This is a genomic window from Amazonocrinis nigriterrae CENA67 (genome assembly GCF_016056305.1).
GTDB classification, from domain to species: domain Bacteria; phylum Cyanobacteriota; class Cyanobacteriia; order Cyanobacteriales; family Nostocaceae; genus Amazonocrinis; species Amazonocrinis nigriterrae.
Genome location: NZ_JAECZC010000024.1, coordinates 14831 through 37928 on the forward strand (window position 1 = coordinate 14831; position 23098 = coordinate 37928).

Genomic DNA, 23098 nt, shown 5'->3' on the forward strand with positions numbered 1-23098 from the left:
TAGATGTAGACTATCCCCACGCGCGCAAAGTCAAGTTAGTTTGTGACAATCTCAATACTCATCACATTGCCTCACTGTATGAAGCTTTTCCTGCAACTGTTGCTCATCGATTAGCTCGCCGCTTAGAAATTCACTATACCCCTCGTAACGGTAGTTGGTTGAATGTTGCCGAGATTGAGTTAAGTGTCCTTTCTCAACAATGTCTTGACCGTCGTATTTCCTCTGCCACCGAGTTAGAAAAGGAGTTATCTGCCTGGCAGAACCAGCGTAATCGCACGAATAGCCAAGTTCAATGGCGCTTCACAACAGAGGATGCCCGTATTAAACTCAAACACCTCTATCCTATTGCACTATTTTAGCCCGGTCGTGCTAGTAGGGTGTGTTAGGCGCATATTTTCGATATGATTGCCAGGAAAAATTATCAAAGCGCCTAACGCACCACCACGCCACTACTTAAGATTTACTTTGCGGGAGATTGGGTAGGTGCAAGATCTGAGTTGATCGGTAACTCCTTTATAGGCAAAGATTGTTAATATTATCTCCTAGAGCGATCGCCTTCTTTTCTCTGCCTATATGCATATAGGAATATCTATATTGAGGATATTGATATTTCTGCCAGATTTTCGGACATTATGAGAAAATTATGAAAAGGTTTTCGGCAGAATAGATGACTATCCCAAACAACAAACCCAGCTTACCAGAGGTTCACCGCAGCATCAGAGTCCCTAACAGCAAGAGCTTTTGGCGCAAAATGCTGGCTTATGCAGGGCCAGGATATCTGGTTTCAGTGGGATACATGGATCCAGGAAACTGGGCAACAGACATCGCTGGGGGAGCTAAGTTTGGCTACACCCTGTTGACAGTAGTTCTGCTGTCGAACCTGATGGCAATCTTGCTGCAAGCGCTATGTGTGCGTTTGAGTGTTGCCACAGGGCAAGATTTGGCACAGGCTTGTCGAGACTATTTCAGTCCAAGGGTAAGTTTTTGTTTGTGGGTATTGTGTGAAATTGCGATCGCAGCTTGTGACTTGGCAGAATTATTAGGAAGTGCGATCGCATTGCAACTTTTATTCGGTATTCCCTTGATATGGGGTGTGTGCATCACTGCGCTAGATGTCCTATTCTTACTATTCTTGCAGCAAAAAAGCTTTCGCTATACAGAAGCTCTGGTAATAATTTTGGTAGCAACCGTAGGCATCTGTTTCACGGCAGAAATACTGTTCTCTCGTCCTGATACAGGTGGGATTTTGTTGGGATATCTTCCCAATAAAGAAATTTTACAAAACTCAGAAATGCTCTACATTGCCATTGGCATTTTAGGCGCAACAGTGATGCCTCACAACTTATATTTACACTCTTCTATTGTGCAGACCCGTGATTGGCAACCTAGTACTGAAAAAAGATGGGAAGCAATTAAGTTTGGCACAATTGATTCAACCTTTGCTCTATCGTTGGCACTATTTATCAACTCAGCCATTTTAATTGTGTCTGCCGCCACATTTCATTTTTCTGGGAATCAGAATGTGGCAGAAATTCAAGATGCTTACAAACTGCTTTCACCATTGTTAGGCGTTAGTGCTGCTAGTGCTATTTTTGGTATCGCCCTACTTGCTTCCGGCCAAAGTTCAACACTGACTGCAACCTTAGCTGGACAGATTGTGATGGAAGGTTTTTTGCAATTTCGCCTTCCTTCTTGGTTACGGCGTTTAGCTACCCGTCTGCTTGCTATCATTCCAGCGTTGATTACAATTATTATCTTTGGAGAACATAGCACAAGCAATCTCATCGTTCTCAGTCAAGTTATCCTCAGTTTGCAGTTACCGTTTGCAGTGATTCCCTTGGTGATGTTTACTAGTAATCGCCGCTTGATGGGTGAGTTTGTTAATCCCGTGTGGTTAAAATTTTTAGCTTGGTTAGTTGCTCTTGTGATCGTTGGCTTAAATGCTTGGCTGCTATTACAAAGTCTTTTGGGCTGGCTGTTACAAGTTCCCAGTTAAAATGCTAGCACTGCGGTTAAATCCCAAGCATACGGATGCTTATAATGCAATACGGTTCAGTTAAGGCTCAAATGTGTGTAGATTAAGGATTGTAATCAAGACCCAAAAGAAACTGTAGTGCATCTCAAAGATTTCAACTTGTTGTCTCCAAAGATACAAAGTAATGATTTGCTAAAAGCGATAGAGATAGCCATACCTGCAACTGCTGTAGAGCGAGCGATGCCTTCGGCAAGCCGCTAAGAGCGTCTACGCAAGCACTAAGGCTAATGAAGAAAGAAATCGTTCTTTACCAGCAGATTTGGTAGTTTGCTTGGTAATAGCAATGAGTCTGTGGTCAAGAGATTCGATGCGAGATGTACTCAAAAACTTAGTTGATGGTCTTTCTGTGGGATGGGTAAAAGTTGGTAAAAAAAGCGCGAGTACCTTGTAAATCAGCAATTACACAAGCTCGGCAAAGATTAGGGGCTAGGGTGATGAGCCAACTGTTTCATCAGTTGGTAAAACCGATGGCAAATAGCGAAACATTGGGTGGATTTTTAAATGGATTACGAATAGTGGTAATCGATGGTAGCTGTTTTGATGTTCCAGACAGCGAAGAAAATGCTAGAGTTTTTGGTCGTCCAAGTAGTCGTCCTGGAACAATTGCAGCATTTCCTAAAGTCAGGTTAGTAATCTTAGTAGAAGCAGGAACACACATAATCTTTGATGCTTTCATGTGTCCATATCGTATTGGAGAACGAGCGCGAGCATTAAAATTATTACGCTCTGTACAATCAGGAATGTTATTGATGTGGGATAGAGGATTGCATTCCTATGAAATGGTACAGAAAACTGTGTACAAGAGCTGTGATTATTTAGGAAGAATCCCGTTCAATGTGAAATTCTTAGCAGAAAAACCGTTAGAAGACGGCTCCTATTTATCGTGGATAAATCCTTCAGGAAAGTTACGAAAGAAAGGCTGTCAGCCAATTATGGTGAGAGTTATCGAGTACACAATTGAGCATCCCCAAAATCCGGCTGAACAACTTAGTTATCGCTTAATTACGAGTTTATTAGATATTGATAAATTCCCAGCAGAATTATTAGCAAAAGAATATCATCAACGATGGGAAGTAGAAAATATCATTGATGAATTGAAAATACATCTTTTGGGGCGTAAAACTCATGTTCGTTCCCAAAAACCGCGTGAAGTTGTGCAAGAAATTTATGGTTGGTTGTTGGGGCATTGGTCAGTACGAGTATTAATGTTTCAAGCTGCCACCAATAGTGGAGTTCCACCATTACGTCTGAGTTTTACAGGCACGTTACGAGTTATTCGTCGTGCTATTCCTAAGTTTCAAGACTTACAGCCAGAAGAGTTTCCTTTTTTTTCGATTGGTTAATTGTCGAGATTTTAGATACGTTGTTACCTGAACGTGTTCACCGTATTAATCCCAGAGTTGTGAAAAAGCCTGTATCAAAGTTTCGCTCTAAAAAACCGCAACACAGAGGTACTGGACAACGAGTAGAAGCTCCGAAATTTCACATCACTAATCAGCTTTCTAGGCTTAACTGAACCGTATTGGCTTATAATGGTCGGGGAATTTCTTATGTAGAACTAGGAGATTTTCAGAAAGCTATTGCTGACTTTAACCAAACAATAAAAATTGATTGCTACTAGCCTTGAAATAACTGGGTTTCCACTCAGCACGAGCGCACTTTGCTATAGAAGAACGCGAAAAAAAGGACTTTTGCAAGAAATCTAATGTTAGGTTGATGGTTGAGATGTAATATGTATTGTCTGGGGATTGAGGTCACTTACTTGCACCATGATCACGGTCATCCCCGTATCGCTTCCTTTTGAGTGAAATTCTCCTCGCTCAAAGTAAGCACCTTGACCTGCTGTTAGTTTCACGCGATGATCGTCTTCACCAGATGCCCAACCTTCACCACTAATCACCAGGAATAATTGACCATATCCTGCTTGATGTCTACCAATCACACTATTAGGCTCAAAGTAAATGCAGTACACATGAGCCTCACCGACACCATCACCAATATGCACACTGGAAGCAGATACACTTTCAAACAGTGTAATTGGTTCTGCGTGTTCGTGTGAGAATTCAATAACCTTCACAGCAATTTATAATTTACCCCTTGTGCATAACTGCATCTCAAATTTTTCTGTTTTCACGCCAAGACGCAAAGACACTCTCTGCGCCTTTGCGTCTTGGCGTGAGATAATTCTAAATTAACTGCTCAACACCTCAACAGGTAGGCGACTAAAAGAAAGACGCTCATTCTGTACATCCACAAAAATCATGTCGCCATCATTAAATTCGCCACGCAAGATAGCTTTAGCAATCTGCGTTTCCAACTCCCGCTGAATTGCCCGCTTCAGTGGACGCGCCCCAAATACTGGGTCATACCCTACTTCTGCCAAAAAGTCAAGAGCAGCATCAGATAATCTCAGAGATATCTTGCGATCGCTAAGTCTTTGGCGCAATCTCTCAACTTGCAACTGCACAATTTGGCGCAATTCTAGCTTATTCAAGCCGTGGAAGATGATAATTTCATCAATCCGGTTGAGGAATTCTGGACGGAAACTATTCCGCATCGCCTCCATCACCCGACGGCGCATTTCGTCGTAATGGGCGTTATCCCCTGCAATATCGAGAATGTACTGCGAACCGATGTTACTGGTCATAATAATAATGGCGTTCTTAAAGTCCACTGTATGACCTTGGGCATCGGTGACGCGACCATCATCGAGAATTTGCAGGAAAATATTAAACACGTCAGGGTGTGCTTTCTCGATTTCGTCGAAGAGAATTACAGCATAAGGACGGCGGCGAATCGCTTCTGTCAGTTGTCCGCCTTCTTCGTAACCCACGTATCCCGGAGGCGCACCAATTAACCGAGAAACAGCGTGTTTTTCCATATATTCGGACATATCAATTCGCACTAAGGCGTCTTCGGTGTCGAACATATAGGACGCTAACGCTTTGGCTAACTCGGTTTTACCCACACCTGTGGGGCCTAGGAAAATAAAGCTAGCAATGGGACGATTCGGATCAGCAAGTCCAGCACGCGATCGCTGAATTGCATCGGCTACCGCTGTGACTGCTTCGGCTTGTCCCACCACGCGACGGTGTAATTCGTCTTCTAAGTGCAGCAGTTTTTCTTTCTCGGATTCCACCAATTTACTAATAGGAATTCCTGTCCATTTAGAAATAACTTCTGCAATGTCAGCTTCGGTTACTTCCTCCCGTAATAAAGATTTACCACTTCTTTGGGCATTTGCTAATTCATTTTCTACAGCTTCCAATTGCCGATGCAAATTGGTTAATTTACCGTATTTCAATTCCGCAGCCCGGTTGAGGTCGTAGTCTCTTTCTGCTTGTTGAATCTCTAAATTAACTCGGTCAATTTCTTCTTTGACAGACTGAATTTTAGTGATGATATCTTTTTCTGACTGCCATTGAGCATTGAGAGTTCTTTGTTCTTCTTTGAGGTCTGCAAGTTCTTTTTCTAGTCTTTCTAAACGTTCACGAGAAGCGGCATCACTTTCTTTTTGCAGGGAAAGTTTTTCCATTTCCAACTGCAAAATTTTGCGGTCGATTTCGTCTAGTTCTTCTGGTTTGGAGGTAATCTCCATTTTTAATCTAGCGGCGGCTTCATCCACCAAGTCAATGGCTTTATCAGGAAGGAAGCGATCGCTAATATAACGACTAGATAATGTAGCGGCTGCTACTAATGAACTATCGGAAATCTTCACCCCGTGGTGGACTTCATAGCGTTCTTTCAACCCGCGTAAAATGGAAATTGTATCTTCGACACTGGGCTGACCTACATAAACTTGTTGGAAACGTCTTTCCAGAGCCGCATCTTTTTCAATATACTTGCGGTATTCATCTAAAGTTGTCGCCCCGATACAACGCAATTCGCCCCGCGCCAACATCGGTTTTAACAAGTTACCGGCATCCATTGCGCCTTGAGTCGCACCCGCACCGACAACAGTGTGAATTTCATCAATAAATAAAACTATATTGCCGCCGGATTCAGTAACTTCTTTTAATACTGCTTTCAGACGTTCTTCAAATTCTCCCCGGAATTTGGCCCCAGCAATCAAAGCACCCATATCTAAAGCGATGAGTTTACGGTCTTTGAGAGATTGGGGTACATCGCCGGCGACGATACGCTGTGCTAGTCCTTCAGCGATCGCAGTTTTACCCACACCTGGTTCACCAATTAGCACTGGGTTATTCTTGGTGCGACGAGAGAGAATTTGAATGGTGCGACGAATTTCATCATCTCGCCCGATGACTGGATCTAATTGACCTTTACGGGCGGCTTCTGTGAGGTCACGCCCGTATTTTTCCAGTGCTTCATATTTGCCTTCTGGATTTTGGTCGGTCACTTTTTGGCTCCCCCGAACTTGTTTAATAATATTTTTGAGCTTGCCTTCGTCTAACCCAAATTCTTGGAATAAACCTTTGCCAAAGCGGTCATCTTTAGCGTAACCCAGCAATAAGTGTTCTATAGAAATAAATTCGTCTTTAAAGTCTTGACGGTATTTGTCTGCTCGGTCTAAAAGTGTATCTAGGCTGCGTCCTAGGTATACTGAAGTGCTGTTACCTGAGACTTTGGGCTGACGTTGCAGAAATTGGTCGGTGCGATCGCTCACTTTTTGCAAGTTCACACCGGCTTTTGTGAAAATACTGCTAGCTAAACCTTCTTGTTCCAACAATGCTTTCATCAAGTGTTCGCTTTCTATCTGCTGTTGTTGGTACTGTTTAGCAATATCTGGGGTGTGGGCGATCGCTTCCCAGGCTTTTTCTGTAAATTGGTTAGGATTAGTAGGTTGCATAGGCTGATGAGGAACGAATCACTTAGCAAGCAGAACAAGAGTCAGCTTTGTTCTTATATGGACATTGTAAGGATAGCGGTACAATTAGCTAGATCGGTCTTCACGTCTTTGTAGAGTAGTAGTATTACTGCCGTGAAACAACTTACACACTCAGCTTATACCGAGTTGCATTCAAAGGTAGCGGCGAAGATGTGGGGGATGGGGGAGCAGAGGGAGATGGGGATAAAAACAACTGACAACTGACAACTGACAACTGACCACTGACAACTGACAACTGACAACTGACAAATGACTAAAAAACAAAAATTTCCTTACCTAGTTGGTTCTAAGTGGACAGCACAGCAAAAAGTAGACGGTTGGAGACACTTCCAAGTGGTTAACCGCAAAAATCAGGGTAAGTGGGTGTATGCCGAAATGGTCGCCGCCTGTGACCCTAAAGTCCGCTTCTGGATCAACGCCAAATTATTACAAGACGGCTCCCAGTGGCAAGCTGGCTGGCAAACATTACAGGAAATCGAGGCCATCTCAGCTGATTTACCCTCATCAGGGAAACTTTAATAGGCAAAGCTTTTAGTTAATTGCAGACGATATTTAAAACATTAATAATTTTTTACATAACCAACTGCGAGCGCACCACAAAAACTATTAGATATTCTTGGCAAATGTGATTTAACTACCAAAAACAGCCAATTGTGCAAACTTACAGGGCTATTGCCAGCCTAGAATTGCCCATATCCCCTGTCAACTTGAAACCTAGCCCATCTTTCTCGATTTGAATTTGTATCACAATCAGCTAAACCTATGAAAACTATATGTTGTAAGGTAATATATTAATTTGTCTATTGTAACTTTTTTTAGTAAAAAAGTTATATAAAAAACAATAATTTTGCTTTTTAAGCAATAAAACAAATTATATAAGATTAAATTTTCATAAATAACTAAATTTTTTCCTAAAAAGACTGATAGCGTTAGTTTTGAAATTTCAGCCCCCTTTATTTTCCATCTCATCTCGACAATAATGACACTCACATACCTCACACATCGCCATCAGAGGCTAGGTGAAGGCAAAAGTTGAAGCCACGAGTTTGACAAAAAACGATAAGAGGCAAACAAAAGTGAAACTAGCAGTTTACGGAAAAGGTGGTATCGGTAAATCCACAACGAGCTGTAACATATCTGTCGCCCTAGCCAAACGCGGCAAAAAAGTCCTGCAAATTGGTTGTGACCCCAAACATGACAGCACCTTCACCCTGACTGGGTTTTTGATTCCGACAATTATTGATACCCTGCAAGAAAAGGATTATCATTACGAAGATGTCTGGCCGGAAGATGTAATCTACAAAGGCTACGGCGGTGTTGATTGTGTAGAAGCAGGTGGCCCACCGGCGGGTGCTGGATGTGGCGGCTACGTAGTTGGTGAAACCGTAAAATTACTGAAAGAACTCAACGCCTTTGATGAATATGATGTAATTTTATTTGACGTTCTAGGCGACGTTGTTTGCGGTGGTTTTGCAGCGCCACTCAACTATGCAGATTACTGCTTGATTGTAACTGACAATGGCTTCGATGCCTTGTTTGCAGCCAATCGTATTGCAGCTTCAGTACGTGAAAAAGCGCGGACTCACCCCTTACGACTAGCTGGTTTAATTGGCAACCGTACATCCAAGCGCGACCTGATCGAGAAATATGTAGAAGCTGTACCCATGCCAGTTTTGGAAGTCCTGCCATTAATTGAAGATATCCGTGTTTCCCGCGTCAAAGGTAAAACTTTGTTTGAAATGGCAGAATATGACCCATCTTTGAACTACGTTTGCGACTATTATCTCAACATCGCCGACCAAATTTTGGCGCGTCCAGAAGGAGTTGTGCCCAACGACGCCCCAGACCGCGAATTGTTCTCTTTGTTGTCCGATTTTTATCTAAATCCGGGTAAACCCCAGGTTCCTAATTCAGAAGAGGAACTAGACTTGATGATTGTATAACATCATCTCGTTCTCAGGATGAGGGGACATATGGCTTTCTTTAATAGCTTTACAGATTCAATAAGACAAAAGTGGTTGCAATTTTTCCAAGTCAATCGCGACTGGATTACCCTGCACATGAAGACGGAATCGGTGTACACCCCTGATGGTGGGAAGCGACCACCTTCTTACCTCATCCTGGGCGTTGTCAACGCACTGGAACCGAAGCTGGCACAGTTAATGCTGCCTTTTTCTAAACTGAATGCCGACGCTGATACTTTAATTGAAGTGTTGGAATTGCATTTTGACCCAGACCTTGCTCTCGGCAACCGTTTTATTCCTCCAGCAGAAATGGATACAGATGTAGATGTTGTTGGGGATGAAAACTCCGAAGATGAAACTTTAGCGGTTTCCCATTCCAACGGCTATGAGGAAACAGCAGAGGTTCAAGAGTTTGCAGTAGAGGAACGCCAAAATGACCTGGGTGATATTTCATCAACCAACGGACACCACCCACAAGAAGAGTCTGAGCCAGCATCAAGCTTAGAAGCAGATGATTTTGGCGATATATCCTTTGAAACAGCAACTGCAAGCGAAGAAAAACCCGAAGAGCAAATTGCCGATGAACTGAATACAGTAGATGAGAATGCCTTTAGTGAGGTATTGTCAGATGTCTGGGGTGATGAAACATCTTTGCAAAAGGCTGAAGAAAATAACGATTTTTTAGGGGAAGAACTGCCAGCCGGCGTTTTTGATGAATCGGAAATTGCCCGTCTCTTCCCCAACAGTTAATTACTAAGTTAGGAGTTAAGAAAAGTGAGGAGTTAGGAGTTAGGAGTTAGGAGTTAACAAAAGTGAGGAGTTAGGAGTTAAAAGTTGATAATAAAAACTCATAACTCGCGGCTGGTGTGAATTAAAAATGCCTCTTATCCTGTAAAAGTTTTGAAAATTATCCCAAATTAGACTTTTGGAATTATCAATAAAATTACAAGGGCTTCAACACTTAATTTACATGCAATTTAACTCATAACTCATAACTCATAACTCATAAATCATAACTATTAAATCATGACTCCTAACTTAAAAAATCAAGGGGAGAAAAAACCAAAATGACTGTTGCTCAACAACCAGAAGCTTTAAACTTTGAGTGCGAAACTGGGAATTACCACACCTTTTGCCCCATTAGCTGTGTGGCGTGGTTATACCAAAAAATTGAAGACAGCTTCTTTTTAGTGATTGGCACCAAGACTTGTGGCTACTTCCTGCAAAACGCGATGGGAGTGATGATTTTTGCTGAACCCCGCTATGCAATGGCAGAGTTGGAAGAAGGCGATATTTCGGCACAACTGAATGATTACGAAGAGTTAAAGCGTTTGTGCTTGCAAATTAAACGCGATCGCAATCCTAGTGTAATCGTCTGGATTGGCACCTGCACCACCGAAATCATCAAAACTGACTTGGAAGGCTTAGCACCCAAGTTAGAATCAGAAATTGGTATTCCCATCGTTGTGGCGCGTGCTAACGGTTTAGATTACGCCTTCACCCAAGGGGAAGACACCGTGTTAGCAGCAATGGCTAATCGTTGTCCTGATAAGGCCCCTGTGGCGGAAACAGACAAAAACGAACGCAACGCCATTCAAAAGCTGCTCAATTTTGGTAAGAAGAAAGAAGAAGTCGCTCAAGAGGAATCTGAGTATGTAGATCATCCTCCCTTGGTTCTCTTCGGTTCCCTTCCCGATCCCGTAGTTACACAGTTAACCTTGGAATTGAAGAAACAAGGCATTAAAGTTTCTGGTTGGCTACCTGCAAAACGCTTTACAGAACTACCAGTTATTGAAGAAGGGTATTATGTCGCTGGTGTCAACCCCTTCCTCAGCCGTACCGCTACTACTTTGATGCGTCGCCGTAAGTGCAAGTTAATAGGCGCACCCTTCCCCATTGGCCCCGATGGTACCCGCGCCTGGATAGAAAAAATCTGTTCAGTGTTCGGTATTACTCCCAAAGGTTTGGATGAACGCGAAGCCCAAATTTGGGAAAGTTTGGAAGATTACGTGAAATTAATTCGCGGTAAATCTGTGTTCTTCATGGGGGATAATTTGCTGGAAATCTCTCAAGCAAGGTTCTTGGTGCGTTGTGGGATGATAGTTCACGAAATTGGTATTCCCTACATGGATAAGCGCTATCAAGCTGCTGAGTTGGCGCTATTAGAAAAGACTTGTCAGGAGATGGGTGTACCATTGCCGAAGATTGTGGAAAAGCCAGATAATTACAACCAAGTTCAGCGAATTTATCAGCTAAAACCAGACTTGGTAATTACTGGTATGGCTCATGCTAACCCATTGGAAGCACGCGGTATTAATACGAAGTGGTCTGTGGAGTTCACTTTTGCTCAAATTCACGGTTTTACTAATGCGCGCGACATTCTAGAGTTGGTGACTCGTCCGTTGCGTCGCAATAATAATTTGAAAGATTTGGGTTGGGATAAGTTGGTGAAGGAAGAAGCGAAGATTTAAGATTTGGGTTTGAATCGAGCAACACTATAACATTATGTTTAGGGCGAACACAAAAGGTTCGCCTTTTTTTTACGAACCGCAGAGGCGCAGAGGACGCAGAGGAAGAATTGAGAATAGTTTAGGGCTTACGTATAAACTCTCTAAAACTTTTATTTCTTTGTGTCCTTTGTGCCCTTTGTGGTTCGTTTTCTCATGATTTTGTGCAAGCCCTATAGTTCAAAGTATGAAAATTTCTTTATTAGGCTCAGTTTTGCGGTTGATACAAATATAAATTTTTGACTAACCGCAAAGCACGCAAAGAACGCAAAGGAACAAAGAGAAATTAATTTAAATGGAAGGCTGTAAAGCTAAAGGTTTAGATGGAATGATATACATGAATTCGGCACCATCAGGTTTAATTTCTGTGGATGGAGTTAATTGCAGCCAGCCATGAAAACTGATTCCTAATTGAGATATTGCTTGTACTTCTGTTTGATATGCTTCAAAACGATGATTGGTTTCAATCATAGATTCCATTACTTCAAATACTTGGGGAAGACGCTTGTAAGCTTCTTGCTTCAAATTGTCCTGACTCGGCCCAAACCAACCTCCTTGAACCTCTACACGATTTAAAATTGCCGCTGGCAGGTTATCTAACCATTTGTTAGGATTTTGTGCCATTTTAAACAAATTCTCTCGTTGCAGATCAAATACAGCATTTTCATCCAAATAAGGATCAATCCATTGGTAAATTCGTGTTAATCTTCGTAAATCAATCTGACCCTTGAATTCAGGTTGTAAATATACTCCTGGGTTGGAAGTTAGCAAAAGGTCAACATATTTTTGAATACGAGAACGGATAACTTTAGCCCCCTCTTGGAAACGGCGAAGTGCTGTATCGTGTTCTTCTAATTCTAAATAGCAACGTGCTTAAGCTAGATAGGCTAATGATAAAGTCAGCAAATATTCATCAGCAATTTGGCTTTTTTGCTCAATTTCAATATCAGTCAATTCAGTGTAAATATGTTCTGCTTCTAAAAAACGATTAATAGCTTGTAAAGCACTGCTTCTACGATTTTCTTGTTTGGTCATCGTAAAGGCATTAATAGCTAAATCAAGTGCAGCACGAAAGTTAGCATAAAAACTCAGGTCGATTTTACGATTAATCTTGTTTAACAATTCTTGAGCTTGTTGTAAGCGTTGTTCTAATTCTTTAAGTCGTTGCGATATTAACGCAAAAGACATCACAGAAACACCAAGATTAAGTACACTGGCAGCAGTAGCTACCTGCAAAATTCCCTGAGTTAGTTGTAGGCTTTGCCCAAGTTCGCCTATCTGATTTTCAATACCACCTAAACGTGTATTAACATCAGCAAATCCCTTCCCAGAAATAGCGGCGTTAGCAACTGTTCCAACTAGATTAGCGCCTGACATAGCAATATTGCCTAAACTTGCTTGTTCAACTTTGCTTAACCGTCCACTCACATCAGCTAATCCTTGTCTTGTGACAACAGTATTAGTCCCTGAAGTAAGAAGATTTGCTCCAGAGACAACAAGATTGAGTAAATTGTTAGAGGAAGTAGCTGCTGTTGAAACTTGAGAATTATTTACTCCCCCTTCCCGTAACCAAGTAACGATTTGTTTTGACGCTACATCTCGAATTACACCCCAAACTCGTTCATAAGTTCCATTTGCTAGACCTTTAACAATCCAATCTGCAAGTACAAAGGTTGCTGTAACTGCTAAACTCACAATATTCTCCTAATTGCTAAATCTTTAATAGCGTAATGTCAGGTGTTTAGCTGTTTTGTGTATAAGCAGCAAATACCCACGCTTTACTCAGTATTCCCAATTTGAATTTGATTTTGTCTAATTAGCGATCGCTCTTTTTCACAAACTCCTCCAGCCGCAGAAGAAAAACAGGCGATCGCTACATTATCGATGTCCATGCATACCGACTGGATTAGGAGTTTGAACTCACATATCCATCACATATTCGATTTGGTAGACTGAAGGCATTGATGGGACTAAGTTGACCATGACCATTGCGATCAACCAACCAATACAACAGAAGCCACTCAGCTTTGACGAGTTTCTCGCCCGTTATGGTGGCGATAACCGCTATGAACTGATCGATGGAGAGGTGTTCGATTTGGAACCAACAGGTCTACATGAAGAGGTTGCAGCCTTCATTACCGCGAAGGTCTGTGTCCAGATCGACAAAACAAGCTTACCTTAGTTTGTCCTTGGGCGTGGACTATTGCGCCCTTCTAACATTGGTATGACAGCATTTAGACCTGATGTTGCAGTTGTTGATCGTAATGAACTTACCAAAGAACTGCTTTGGTCTGACCAGTCGATCCTGACGCTGGGCAGTTCGATTAAATTTGTCGCGGAAGTTGTTAGTAGCAACTGGCAAAATGATTATGCCCGTAAGGTTGAAGACTACGCGGTTTTAGGCATTCCCGAATATTGGATTGCAGATTACGCAGGTAGTGACAGTACTCGACACATTGGAAAACCCAAACAACCCACCCTCTCTATCTGTACGCTAGTGAATGGGGAATATGAAATTCAGCAACTTCGGGGCGATCAGACCATCGTCTCTCTAACCTTCCCAGATTTCCAGCTAACGGCTGAACAGGTGTTGAGGGCTGGCAGGTAAAATCGCTGTGGTTCGACTACCTCCGATGTGATCTCCATACACGTTAACAAGCGATCGCGGCATAACTTAGTCGTTTACCCCGTTTAAAAGTAGCTGTTGAACGTGACTTAAAATCTGCTATTAATTAACAGCAATGGCTCATTTTACATTACTAGCTAAAATAATCTTGTGAAGATGGAAGTAATTATAAATTATACTTTAGTGGAATTAAACAAAAACCTATTGTAGGCAAAGATGGTAAGATTGAACTGTCTACAACGGAATTACCAGAAGGAACAGTTGTAGAAGTGATTATGCTAATTGAACCGCTAACAGAAGAAGATGAAACTACCTATCTTTTGAAATCGAAATCAAATAAAAAGCATTTACTTAAAGCTGTAGAAAATGTAGAAAAAAGAAACCTTATTTATGTAGATTTAGATGAATATGAAAAAAGTTGCCTTTGAACCAGAAGCTTTTGACCAACTGGGCCTGTGGGCAACAGAAGACAAAAAAATCTATCTCACCAAAAATGTCTGCACACCACTGCAACCCACTCCTGTCACAAAACATGGATACAATCAGAATATAAACAGCAAGCTAGTCACAAATGGCTGAAATTGTCACTCTTCAACTCCCTGAAACACTGGCACACAAAGCAAAGGAAATCGCTGCTTTGACAAATCGGCGGCTTGAAGATTTATTACTAGAATGGATTGACCGCGCCATTGCAGAATTACCTGTAGATTCACTACCAGATGAGCAAGTTTTGGCACTGTGCGATATGCAAATGGAACCAGAACAGCAAGAGGTTCTTAGTGAATTGTTAGCACGTCAACGAGAGGGAGAGCTTCAAGATGGGGAAGTTCGTCAACTAGATGAACTCATGGGGGTCTACCGACGTGGTTTGATCAGTAAAGCAAAAGCTTTAAAAGTAGCTGTTGAACGTGGTTTAATATCCCCTCTCAATTAAAGCAATGGCTCGCTTTTACATTCCTGTAGAGATAGAACGTCGTGTCCGCACTGCTGCTCGAAACCGCTGTGGCTATTGCTTGAGTCCCCAACGTTTAGTGATGGCTCGTTTGGAAATTGAACACATTATCCCTATTGCAAAAGGTGGCAGCAATGATGAATCGAATTTGTGGCTGGCTTGTCCACTTTGCAATGGCTATAAAAGTGATAAAACTACAGGCATTGACCCACAAACGGGTGAGGCAGTCAAGCTGTTTAATCCTCGTACTCAAATTTGGTCTGAACATTTCTGCTGGAGTGAAGATAGTCTACGCATTGTTGGCAAAACACCTATTGGTAGGGCAACTGTTTCATCGCTACATTTGAGTGATGATCCGGATGCTTTGGAAGTTCGTAGTTATTGGGTGCTTGCTGGTTGGCATCCTCCACAGGAATGAAGAGTACATCATATCTGTGTAATCGCAATATTTGATTTTTTTGCCACAACAAACAGCGCTGCTATCCAGTTTACCCCTATCATGACTTGTAGAGATGCGATCGCCAAAATTGGTTTAGGCAAATGCGATTAATTTTATACAGTAAACCTGGATGTCATTTATGTGAGGGTTTGCAGGAAAAGCTAGAACAAATCCAAAATCTCAGTTTCGAGTTGGAAATTCGAGATATTACAATTCGTGAAGATTGGTATCAGGCATATCAGTATGAAGTGCCTGTTCTTTATTTATCGAACCGCCCTTCGGGTACTCTTCGAGAACCCCTTCGGGGAACGCCAGTTCCCCATCTCGGCAGAAGCCAAGACGGGGACTGGACTCACCAAGACGCCGAGGGCACAGAGGAAGGGGTAACTGAGGAACCTTTGCCGCGTCCTTCTCCTCGTGCTACTGTGCAACAGTTGGAGCAAATGCTGTGTAAGTATATATCCAAGAATAAAAAAAATAATGCAGAATAGGCGCAAGGATAGTGTGTGACGAGGTTCACAAGATGAAATTGCGGGAATTACTAGCGGTGGTAGACGGTGTGGAATTGCCTCCTGGTTTTGAGGATGCAGAAGTTGAAGGATTAAAGACGAATTCCCATGCTTGCGGTGTGGGAGATTTGTTTATTGGAATGCCCGGAACGCGGGTAGATGGGGGAGAATTTTGGGCAAGTGCGATCGCATCCGGTGCTGTGGCGGCGATCGTTTCTCCTGAAGCCATCCAAAAAAATCCCCCGACATCGGAGGCTGTTGTCAGTGCTAACAACATGAATCAAGCCTGCGCCCAGATCGCATCTGCTTTTTATGGTTATCCTGGGCAAAAACTCAAAATGGTGGGTGTAACAGGTACTAATGGTAAAACTACTACTACGCATCTAATTGAATTTTTGCTCAATAAAGCAAATTTATCTACGGCTTTGATGGGTACTCTCTACACTCGTTGGGCTGGTTTTGAACAAACTGCTGCCTACACTACGCCGTTTGCTGTGGAACTGCAACAGCAACTCGCCCAAGCGGTGGATGCTGGTTGTGAGTTTGGGGTAATGGAAGTGAGTTCCCACGCTTTAGCCCAAGGTCGAGTTTTGGGTTGTCAGTTTGAGGTTGCAGTGTTCAGCAATCTCACCCAAGACCACTTGGACTATCACACCGACATGGAAGATTATTTTGCTGCCAAAGCGTTGTTATTTAGTTCTGATTATCTCAAGGGACGAGCCATAATTAATGCTGATGATGCTTACGGACAGCAATTAATTGCGGGGTTGAATGCCGAACAAGTTTGGAGTTATAGTGTTAACCACAACAGCGCTGATTTGTGGATGAGTGACCTGAATTATGAGCCGAATGGAGTTAGCGGTACGTTGCATACGCCAAAGGGTGATGTAGCCTTTCGTTCGCCCTTGGTTGGTCAATACAACTTAGAAAATTTGCTGGCAGCAGTAGGAGCAGTTTTACACTTAGGGGTAGATTTAAATTTAGTGGCATCTGTGATACCTGAGTTTCCAGGGGTTCCTGGACGGATGGAACGAGTGCAAATTACTTCTAAACAAGATATCAGCGTCATTGTAGATTATGCTCATACCCCAGATAGTTTAGAGAATTTACTGAAAGCAGCACGTCCGTTTATACCTGGTAAAATGATTTGTGTGTTTGGGTGTGGCGGTGATCGCGATCGCACGAAGCGCCCAAAAATGGGGAAAATTGCCGCTGACTTAGCTGATGTGGCGGTAGTGACATCAGATAATCCCCGTACCGAAGACCCAGAAAGAATTTTACAAGATATTCTGGCAGGAATTCCCCCAACAGCAAACCCCACAGTCATAGGCGATCGCGCCACCGCCATTCGTACTGCTATATTACAAGCACAACCTGGTGATGGAGTGTTACTTGCTGGTAAAGGACATGAAGACTACCAAATTCTCGGCACAGAAAAAATCCACTTTGACGACCGAGAACATGCACGCGACGCTTTACAAGAAAGACTAGGGATTAGAGACTAGGGATTGGGAAGATGGGGAGATAGGGAGATGGGGAGCAGAGGGGATGAGGGGGATGAGGTGATGGGTAATGGGTAATGGGTAATGGGTGATGGGTAGTGGGCCAGATGTGATAACTAATAGTAGAATCCAATTCCCAATTCCCAATTCCCAATTCCCAATTCCCAATTCCCAATTCCCAATTCCCAATTCCCAATTCCCAATTCCCAATTCCCAATTCCCATATTTTTGTTGTGCTTAACTCATGAATGATACTCAGCGTAAGGATGTGTCTATTTATCAGCTAGCTTTGCGAGTGGAAGCGCCTCCTCAACCATTGCACGTTAATCCTGCGACTCTGCTATCACTGGTCAGGTCACAAATAGACTTACTGATTGAGCAGCAAATCGCAGCAACTTTATGGGTTAAGCTACCACCAGGAAAAATCTGGCACGCAGAATTGTTGCGTTATCAATCTTCAGTGGGTGCGTCTGCTAATATTTATACTTGTCAGATTGGAAAGAGCAGGGAACCAGGAGCAGAAATCACTCCTTCAGCATCGCCTCATAGCTCGGTGCAGCTACTACCACATAGGCAACTACATCGGGAATATTTTCTGATAGTGTTGTCGCCGCAGTTTTGTAGTTTAATTTTGGCACATCGACCGTCCAAAAAAGGCAAAACTCGTGTCTTGGGAAAGGGGAATGTTAGTAAAACTCCATCTTTGCTGGCAATCACTTCTATGGAACCAAGAGTGATTCAGCCAGTGTTAAACAGCATTCAACAGGCAATAGTGCCAGAATCTTCAGCAATTATCTTAAGTGATTTTCCTTATAAAACAGTATCAAAACTAGCATTAATCAGTCAGTTGTTGACAAAACAACTCCAGCGACAGGATGAAATTAATCGTCAAAAGAGAACTGAACGCATAGCCAAGTTGCAGCAGCAAAATCAAAAGCTGCACGACAAAGAGCAACTCAAAGATCACTACTTGAACAATGTGTGTCAAGAACTGCGTACACCCTTAACCCACATGAAAACAGCACTCTCGCTGTTGAATTCTCCCACACTCAAGCCACCACAGCGACAACGCTACTTGCAAATGCTCAATAACGAGTGCGATCGCCAAAATACTCTGATTACAGGTTTATTGGATCTGATAGATTTAGAGCATAATTTGGAAAAGACAACTTTAGAGTTGGTACGCTTATCAGATATTGTGCCTGGAGTAGTCAGTACCTACCAGCCTGTAGCGCAAGAAAAAGGTATTATGTTAGCCTACACTGTTGCAAGCGAACTGCCAGCTGTTTGGTGTGTAACTGGTAGAATCAAGCAGATAGTCATTAATTTATTGCACAACAGCATCAAGTTTACCCCTAATGGTGGTCGAGTATGGGTAAGAGCGCGTGTTGTGGGTAATTATGTCCAATTAGAATTTCGTGACACCGGTATCGGCATCGCTGAAAGCGAAATACCTAAAATCTTTGACTGCTTTTATCGTGTGCGTTCAGGATTAACAGAAGAATTTGGTGGCGCTGGTTTGGGGTTAACAATTGTGAAGCGGTTGCTGTGGCGTTGTGGTGGTTCTATTTCTGTCAAGAGTAGGCTTGATGAAGGTTCTACATTTACATTGCAGTTGCCAAGTACACACAATGCACCAGTTGTTTAAACTGGGGACTGGGGAACTCGGGGCCCCCACGACCGAAAGGGAGGAGCCACTGCGTTGGACGGGTTCCCCGGCTTGAAGCAAGTGGCGTTGGGGATTAGGGGCAATGGGTACTGGGGACTGGGGAACTCGGTAAAAATTTTCTCCCTCATCTCCCCTGCTCAACTCCCAACTCCTAACTTTTGCTTATTACTAACTTCCAAGGGCAAGAAAATAGTTAAAACTTCGCCATAATGTGGACGCTGGCGCACAATCAATTTACCACCGATCGCCTGAAACAAATGCTTAGTTGCAGCAATATTCAAACTAATTGTACCTGTTTCCGGTTGGAACATCAGTAATTGCCCTAGAGCTTTGCGAATTGGTGGTGCAGGTGTGGCGGCAATGCTTGCATCTTCACATTGAAATTGGGGTAATAATTGTAACTTTAGTTGATCGCCAGCAGGAATAACCTGTACTTGAATACAACTGCCAGCAGGTAAACTGCGGGTAAAATTCTCCATTAAACCAGTCAGTACCCGATCCAACATATTCGGATTACTCACCACTGTGGGTAATTGCTGGGGTAACACCACATCTAAAGTTAAGTTCCGCCGATTTGCTGCTTGTTGCCAACGAGGAATACTCTGCTGCAAAATTTGATCTAAACACATCGGTGTAAGTTGAGTGTTTGCAGATTTTACCGATGTACTAGTCTCTAGTTCTGCTGCTTTAAACAGCAACTCCATGCGGTCAATTTGCTCGGTACACTCATGATCGATAATCTCTAAGCGGGTGATCACATTTGCAGGCAAATCTCGTCGCTTTAGCAGCAGGCGAGTCATAGTGCGAATCGTTGTCAAGGGAGTGCGGACTTCATGGGCAAAAGCCTGGAGTAATTCTACATCGGGACGATGAGGAGAGGGGAGAAAATTAGCTGTATCTGCATGTTGGCGTGTGCATGTTTCCTCTTTGGCCGTGTCTTCCTGTCCCCGTAACTCCGTCTCCTCTTTCGGTTCTGTAAATTGCTGAAGTAACAACTGGCTAAACTGAATTACAGTGCGGTAATCTGGTGCAACTGGGGAATATTTTTCTACCAATGCATCCAATTCGCTAAATAAATCTGGATTAGTTAATATTACACGCGCTCCCAGCGATCGCCACGCCTGTTGTACTACCTCTGGTTCAAAGGAAAATGAAAACGTTTTATTGCCGTTTTTATGTTCTGCCAAAACTAGTACTAATCTAAACTTATCTGTGAACACCAGGCAAAACTGTTCCGCCGCCAACGGATCGGCAGGTAGTAAAGGTAGTACTGATTCATGGGGAGTGACTTGTTCATCTGCGATCGCGATCGCATCTGGCATCTGAAATGGCATCAGTGCCAAAGGATTAAAGGGCTTTGCCGTAAAAGTGACTGTCTGTAAGCTTTGAGTCAGTATTGGCTGACTAAATAGGGGTGCAGGTGCAGCTAAAACTAATCCCTGCGATGCGTCAGATACAGCAGTTGTTAAAGAATTGATGAGCAGATGTTCTGTAGCTGCTAAACTGACACGCCACTGCCGTTCTGCTTTGGTTGGTGAACATTCAGCCACAGTTGATTCACTTGCAGCTAAAATTTCACTAAGACTTGGCAATATCCATTGGTACACAGGACTTCACCCCTTGGTCGAACAGCGACTTACAGCATTTACATTAAGCGTTTCCCTATAGTTATGAGGTTATAGTCATTTGTGTACTGGCGACAGTGGTAGAACCGAACAAAATAGGCGCAATTTCCCCTGACGAAGGGAGCAGGGGAGCAGGGGGAGCAGGGGAGCAGGGGAGCAGAGGAAGCAGGGGAGATGAGGGAGAAAATTTTTCCCAGTACCCAGTACCCAGTACCCAGTCCCCATTGCCCCTAATCCCCAACGCCACTTGCTTCAAGCCGGGGAACCCGTCCAACGCAGTGGCTCCTCCCTTTCGGTCGTGGGGGCCCCGAGTTCCCCAGTCCCCAGTCCCCCCATCTCTTCACAACCCAAGGGTACGACCTGTAAATCCTGCGCTATCAAAGTAGCGAATTGCTTCTATTGTTTGATACTTTAAGATAGTCTTTAAGCCATTAGCAGCAGGTTGAGATGTTAGGGTTTGAGAATTAGACTTAATACTATCAGGGCCACCAATCAAAGCTTCACTCATCACCCGACCAACTAACTTACCTTGAGCAGGCAAATTTAAATTTAACACCTTCGCTAGAGTTGGTGCTACATCTGCATTGCTCACCGGAGTGAGGTCTTGATATCCCTGCTTAAAGTCAGGGCCGATCGCTGCCATAGTATTGTAAGTATCAGCACGACTGAAACTACCATGTATTCCTTGACCCTGCTGCAAGCCTGTATCAGCCACATCTACGCCGCAGGCTGTAGGATTACCGCAACCTGTATCAAAAGAGCGAAAGTTAACCACAATTGATGGTATGGGAGTTCGTGCTGTTCCACGTAGGTAAACGGTACTCAAAGGCAAAGTACCAGGGATTGCACCCAAAGTATCATCTACAAATAAGCCACTGACATAATCCTGTTTCAGCAGAGAATCGATAATCTTTTGAGCATAAGCTTTGTTATTGGCAGCATTCACCAAGTAAAGCAAATCAGAACCACCATTGGCTGCAACAATAATATCGGGTTTATTGGGGTCTTTGCCAATCACACCGTTTTTAGAATATGTTCCCTGAATTGGATTAACAGGGGTATTTTGGGCATCAGGGTCAAACAAAGACAGTTTTAAGTCATGGGCTAAATCTATAGCTACAAAACCAGGCGGTAAAAATCCCTTTGGTACATCTGCATAAGTTAGCGTTGCTGCATAACTGGTTTTGCTTTCCTTACTCAAAGTTGAAAAACCGTGGTCAGCAGTCACAAATATATCTGTAGTCGCTTCTAAACCCAATTGTTTCAGGGCGGTACGAATTTGTGCTAAGTTCTTGTCAGTATTTTGCCGCGCTGCTTGTACAGTGGGGCCGTTAATGCCAGGAACAAGTTTATTGAGGCTATCGCCGTGGTTGTGCTGTGTACCATCAGGGTCACGCGACCAGTAAACTAACACAAACGGTTTTTGTCGTTGCTGGAACAATGGCAAGATGACCTTGGTTGTGACATCAGCAAAATATTGCTGTTGTACTGAGTTTGCAACTTTTGTACCTGGGGTCTTGCTGTCACCGGCTTTACCATTTGCTCCTCGTGATGGTGTCGCCAGTGGTAGAGAATTTTTAGTAAGTAGTGTAGTGATTTCTGAACTAAGGGGAATTCCTGTTGGTGTGCCTGTGGCATCATCAAAAAGGATAGTCGGTTCGCCATTTTGCTGGGTGACATCTTGAATTAAAACCGGGCCGATTTTTCCCACCACCGCAGTACTGAAACCAGCTTTTTTCGCAGTTGCTATCAGACTGATTTCATTGAGATAGTTAGCACCAAACTGTTTGTTCACTTCCTGGAGAACAGCATTGTTTTCTAAGAACGGAACTAAGCTGTTTTTGGCACTTTTGACTGGGGCATTGACTTTGATAGTATTGCTAAAGTCACCCGTATCACCTAAATAGTGCCCAGTAGCGATCGCTGAAGCATTAGCGGTGGTAAAAGTAGGAAACAGAGAGTGACTGTTGACAAAGTTTACTCCCTTCTCCCGAATTTCTTGTAAAGTTGGGGTATCAGTGGCATTAATTGAAGTTGGACGCAACCCATCGGCAACAAAAATCACCACATTGTGTTGTGTCGCTTGCTGATTGCCTTGCTTAATAAATCTTGTACACCCTACAACAACTGTAACCACACAAAGGATCAGAAGTATCCAGCGGCGATGGTGTGTGAAAATCCCCATAACCTCACGCATTGACAGGACAACAAGATTTTATACTAGGCTGCGGAATTATACTGTAATGTAACAGTTTTTGGTAAAGGGAATGGGGAATGGGGCATAGGGTATGGGAAGATGGGGAATGCGCTCGCCTTTTTTTTGATAAAGGAAAGCAGGGGAGCAGGAATAATAATTTATATCAGTAATTGAGTCAAATTTTATAATAAACTCTGAAAATTTTGTCTGAATTACGAATTACC

General features: G+C 43.0%; 20 protein-coding genes and 2 pseudogenes. 16 read left to right on the forward strand and 6 right to left on the reverse strand.

The genetic code is table 11. From position 1 onward, the window contains the following. From I8748_RS14350 to I8748_RS14365, 4 genes and pseudogenes are all read left to right on the forward strand, one after another. Nucleotides 1-359, forward strand: a 359-nt coding sequence (locus I8748_RS14350; RefSeq protein ID WP_198125260.1) for a transposase, incomplete at its 5' end; no start/stop codon positions are given. Nucleotides 360-667: 308 nt separating this feature from the next. Then, nucleotides 668-1996, forward strand: coding sequence for an Nramp family divalent metal transporter (locus I8748_RS14355; protein WP_198125261.1), 1329 nt, complete (start codon nucleotides 668-670; stop codon nucleotides 1994-1996). Between the two features lie 265 nt (nucleotides 1997-2261). Further along, a pseudogene (locus I8748_RS14360) lies at nucleotides 2262-3378 on the forward strand (IS4 family transposase); the annotation flags it as partial. Nucleotides 3379-3557: 179 nt separating this feature from the next. Then, nucleotides 3558-3656: a tetratricopeptide repeat protein gene (locus tag I8748_RS14365; protein WP_225896408.1), complete on the forward strand. Its 99-nt coding sequence runs from the start codon at nucleotides 3558-3560 to the stop codon at nucleotides 3654-3656. 87 nt (nucleotides 3657-3743) lie between these two features. Here I8748_RS14365 and I8748_RS14370 read toward each other — a convergent pair whose 3' ends face one another. Both I8748_RS14370 and clpB read right to left on the reverse strand, forming a co-directional pair. Beyond that, nucleotides 3744-4112, reverse strand: a complete 369-nt coding sequence (locus I8748_RS14370) for a cupin domain-containing protein (RefSeq protein WP_198125262.1) — start codon at nucleotides 4110-4112, stop codon at nucleotides 3744-3746. Between the two features lie 114 nt (nucleotides 4113-4226). Continuing rightward, nucleotides 4227-6845, reverse strand: coding sequence for an ATP-dependent chaperone ClpB (gene clpB, locus I8748_RS14375; RefSeq protein WP_198125263.1), 2619 nt, complete (start codon nucleotides 6843-6845; stop codon nucleotides 4227-4229). Nucleotides 6846-7133: 288 nt separating this feature from the next. On the opposite strand from clpB, the gene I8748_RS14380 reads away from it, so the two are divergent. From I8748_RS14380 to I8748_RS14395, 4 genes are all read left to right on the forward strand, one after another. Next, nucleotides 7134-7403: a TIGR02450 family Trp-rich protein gene (locus I8748_RS14380; RefSeq protein WP_198125264.1), complete on the forward strand. Its 270-nt coding sequence runs from the start codon at nucleotides 7134-7136 to the stop codon at nucleotides 7401-7403. Between the two features lie 557 nt (nucleotides 7404-7960). Further along, a complete protein-coding gene (gene bchL / locus I8748_RS14385; protein ID WP_318781223.1) occupies nucleotides 7961-8827 on the forward strand; it encodes a ferredoxin:protochlorophyllide reductase (ATP-dependent) iron-sulfur ATP-binding protein in 867 nt (288 codons plus the stop codon). Between the two features lie 30 nt (nucleotides 8828-8857). Further along, nucleotides 8858-9598, forward strand: a complete 741-nt coding sequence (locus tag I8748_RS14390; RefSeq protein ID WP_198125265.1) for a DUF5331 domain-containing protein — start codon at nucleotides 8858-8860, stop codon at nucleotides 9596-9598. 317 nt (nucleotides 9599-9915) lie between these two features. Then, on the forward strand, nucleotides 9916-11319 hold the full coding sequence (locus tag I8748_RS14395; protein ID WP_198125266.1) for a ferredoxin:protochlorophyllide reductase (ATP-dependent) subunit N: 1404 nt from the start codon (nucleotides 9916-9918) through the stop codon (nucleotides 11317-11319). 327 nt (nucleotides 11320-11646) lie between these two features. Here I8748_RS14395 and I8748_RS35090 read toward each other — a convergent pair whose 3' ends face one another. Continuing rightward, nucleotides 11647-12126 carry a hypothetical protein gene (locus tag I8748_RS35090; protein WP_225896409.1) on the reverse strand — a complete coding sequence of 160 codons (480 nt, stop codon included), beginning with the start codon at nucleotides 12124-12126 and terminating at the stop codon, nucleotides 11647-11649. A 102-nt stretch (nucleotides 12127-12228) separates the two neighbouring features. Continuing rightward, complete coding sequence (locus I8748_RS35095) at nucleotides 12229-13050, reverse strand: hypothetical protein (protein ID WP_225896410.1); 822 nt, start codon at nucleotides 13048-13050, stop codon at nucleotides 12229-12231. A gap of 286 nt (nucleotides 13051-13336) precedes the next feature. Here I8748_RS35095 and I8748_RS14405 point away from each other — a divergent pair. The 8 genes and pseudogenes from I8748_RS14405 (at nucleotide 13337) to I8748_RS14435 (ending at nucleotide 19031) form a co-directional block, all read left to right on the forward strand. Then, nucleotides 13337-13963, forward strand: a pseudogene (locus I8748_RS14405) (Uma2 family endonuclease). 206 nt (nucleotides 13964-14169) lie between these two features. After that, on the forward strand, nucleotides 14170-14409 hold the full coding sequence (locus tag I8748_RS35100; protein WP_318781226.1) for a type II toxin-antitoxin system Phd/YefM family antitoxin: 240 nt from the start codon (nucleotides 14170-14172) through the stop codon (nucleotides 14407-14409). After that, nucleotides 14384-14560, forward strand: coding sequence for a hypothetical protein (locus tag I8748_RS35105; protein WP_225896411.1), 177 nt, complete (start codon nucleotides 14384-14386; stop codon nucleotides 14558-14560). The genes I8748_RS35100 and I8748_RS35105 overlap by 26 nt, the downstream gene beginning before the upstream one ends. Further along, the gene (locus I8748_RS14415; protein ID WP_198125267.1) at nucleotides 14553-14915 is read left to right on the forward strand and encodes a hypothetical protein; all 363 of its coding nucleotides are present in this window, start codon (nucleotides 14553-14555) and stop codon (nucleotides 14913-14915) included. The genes I8748_RS35105 and I8748_RS14415 overlap by 8 nt, the downstream gene beginning before the upstream one ends. Nucleotides 14916-14919: 4 nt before the next feature. Further along, the gene (locus I8748_RS14420; protein ID WP_198125268.1) at nucleotides 14920-15351 is read left to right on the forward strand and encodes an HNH endonuclease; all 432 of its coding nucleotides are present in this window, start codon (nucleotides 14920-14922) and stop codon (nucleotides 15349-15351) included. A gap of 122 nt (nucleotides 15352-15473) precedes the next feature. Next, on the forward strand, nucleotides 15474-15863 hold the full coding sequence (locus I8748_RS14425) for a glutaredoxin family protein (protein ID WP_198125269.1): 390 nt from the start codon (nucleotides 15474-15476) through the stop codon (nucleotides 15861-15863). 32 nt (nucleotides 15864-15895) lie between these two features. Beyond that, a complete protein-coding gene (locus I8748_RS14430; protein WP_198125270.1) occupies nucleotides 15896-17386 on the forward strand; it encodes a UDP-N-acetylmuramoyl-L-alanyl-D-glutamate--2,6-diaminopimelate ligase in 1491 nt (496 codons plus the stop codon). 241 nt (nucleotides 17387-17627) lie between these two features. Beyond that, complete coding sequence (locus I8748_RS14435; protein WP_198125271.1) at nucleotides 17628-19031, forward strand: DICT sensory domain-containing protein; 1404 nt, start codon at nucleotides 17628-17630, stop codon at nucleotides 19029-19031. A gap of 158 nt (nucleotides 19032-19189) precedes the next feature. Here the strand turns inward: I8748_RS14435 and I8748_RS14440 are convergent, their stop codons facing one another. Then, nucleotides 19190-20659 carry a sensor histidine kinase gene (locus I8748_RS14440; protein WP_198125272.1) on the reverse strand — a complete coding sequence of 490 codons (1470 nt, stop codon included), beginning with the start codon at nucleotides 20657-20659 and terminating at the stop codon, nucleotides 19190-19192. 358 nt (nucleotides 20660-21017) lie between these two features. Continuing rightward, entirely contained in the window at nucleotides 21018-22862 is a 1845-nt protein-coding gene (locus I8748_RS14445) for an alkaline phosphatase family protein (protein ID WP_198125273.1), read from the reverse strand. Nucleotides 22863-23098: the final 236 nt, after the last annotated feature.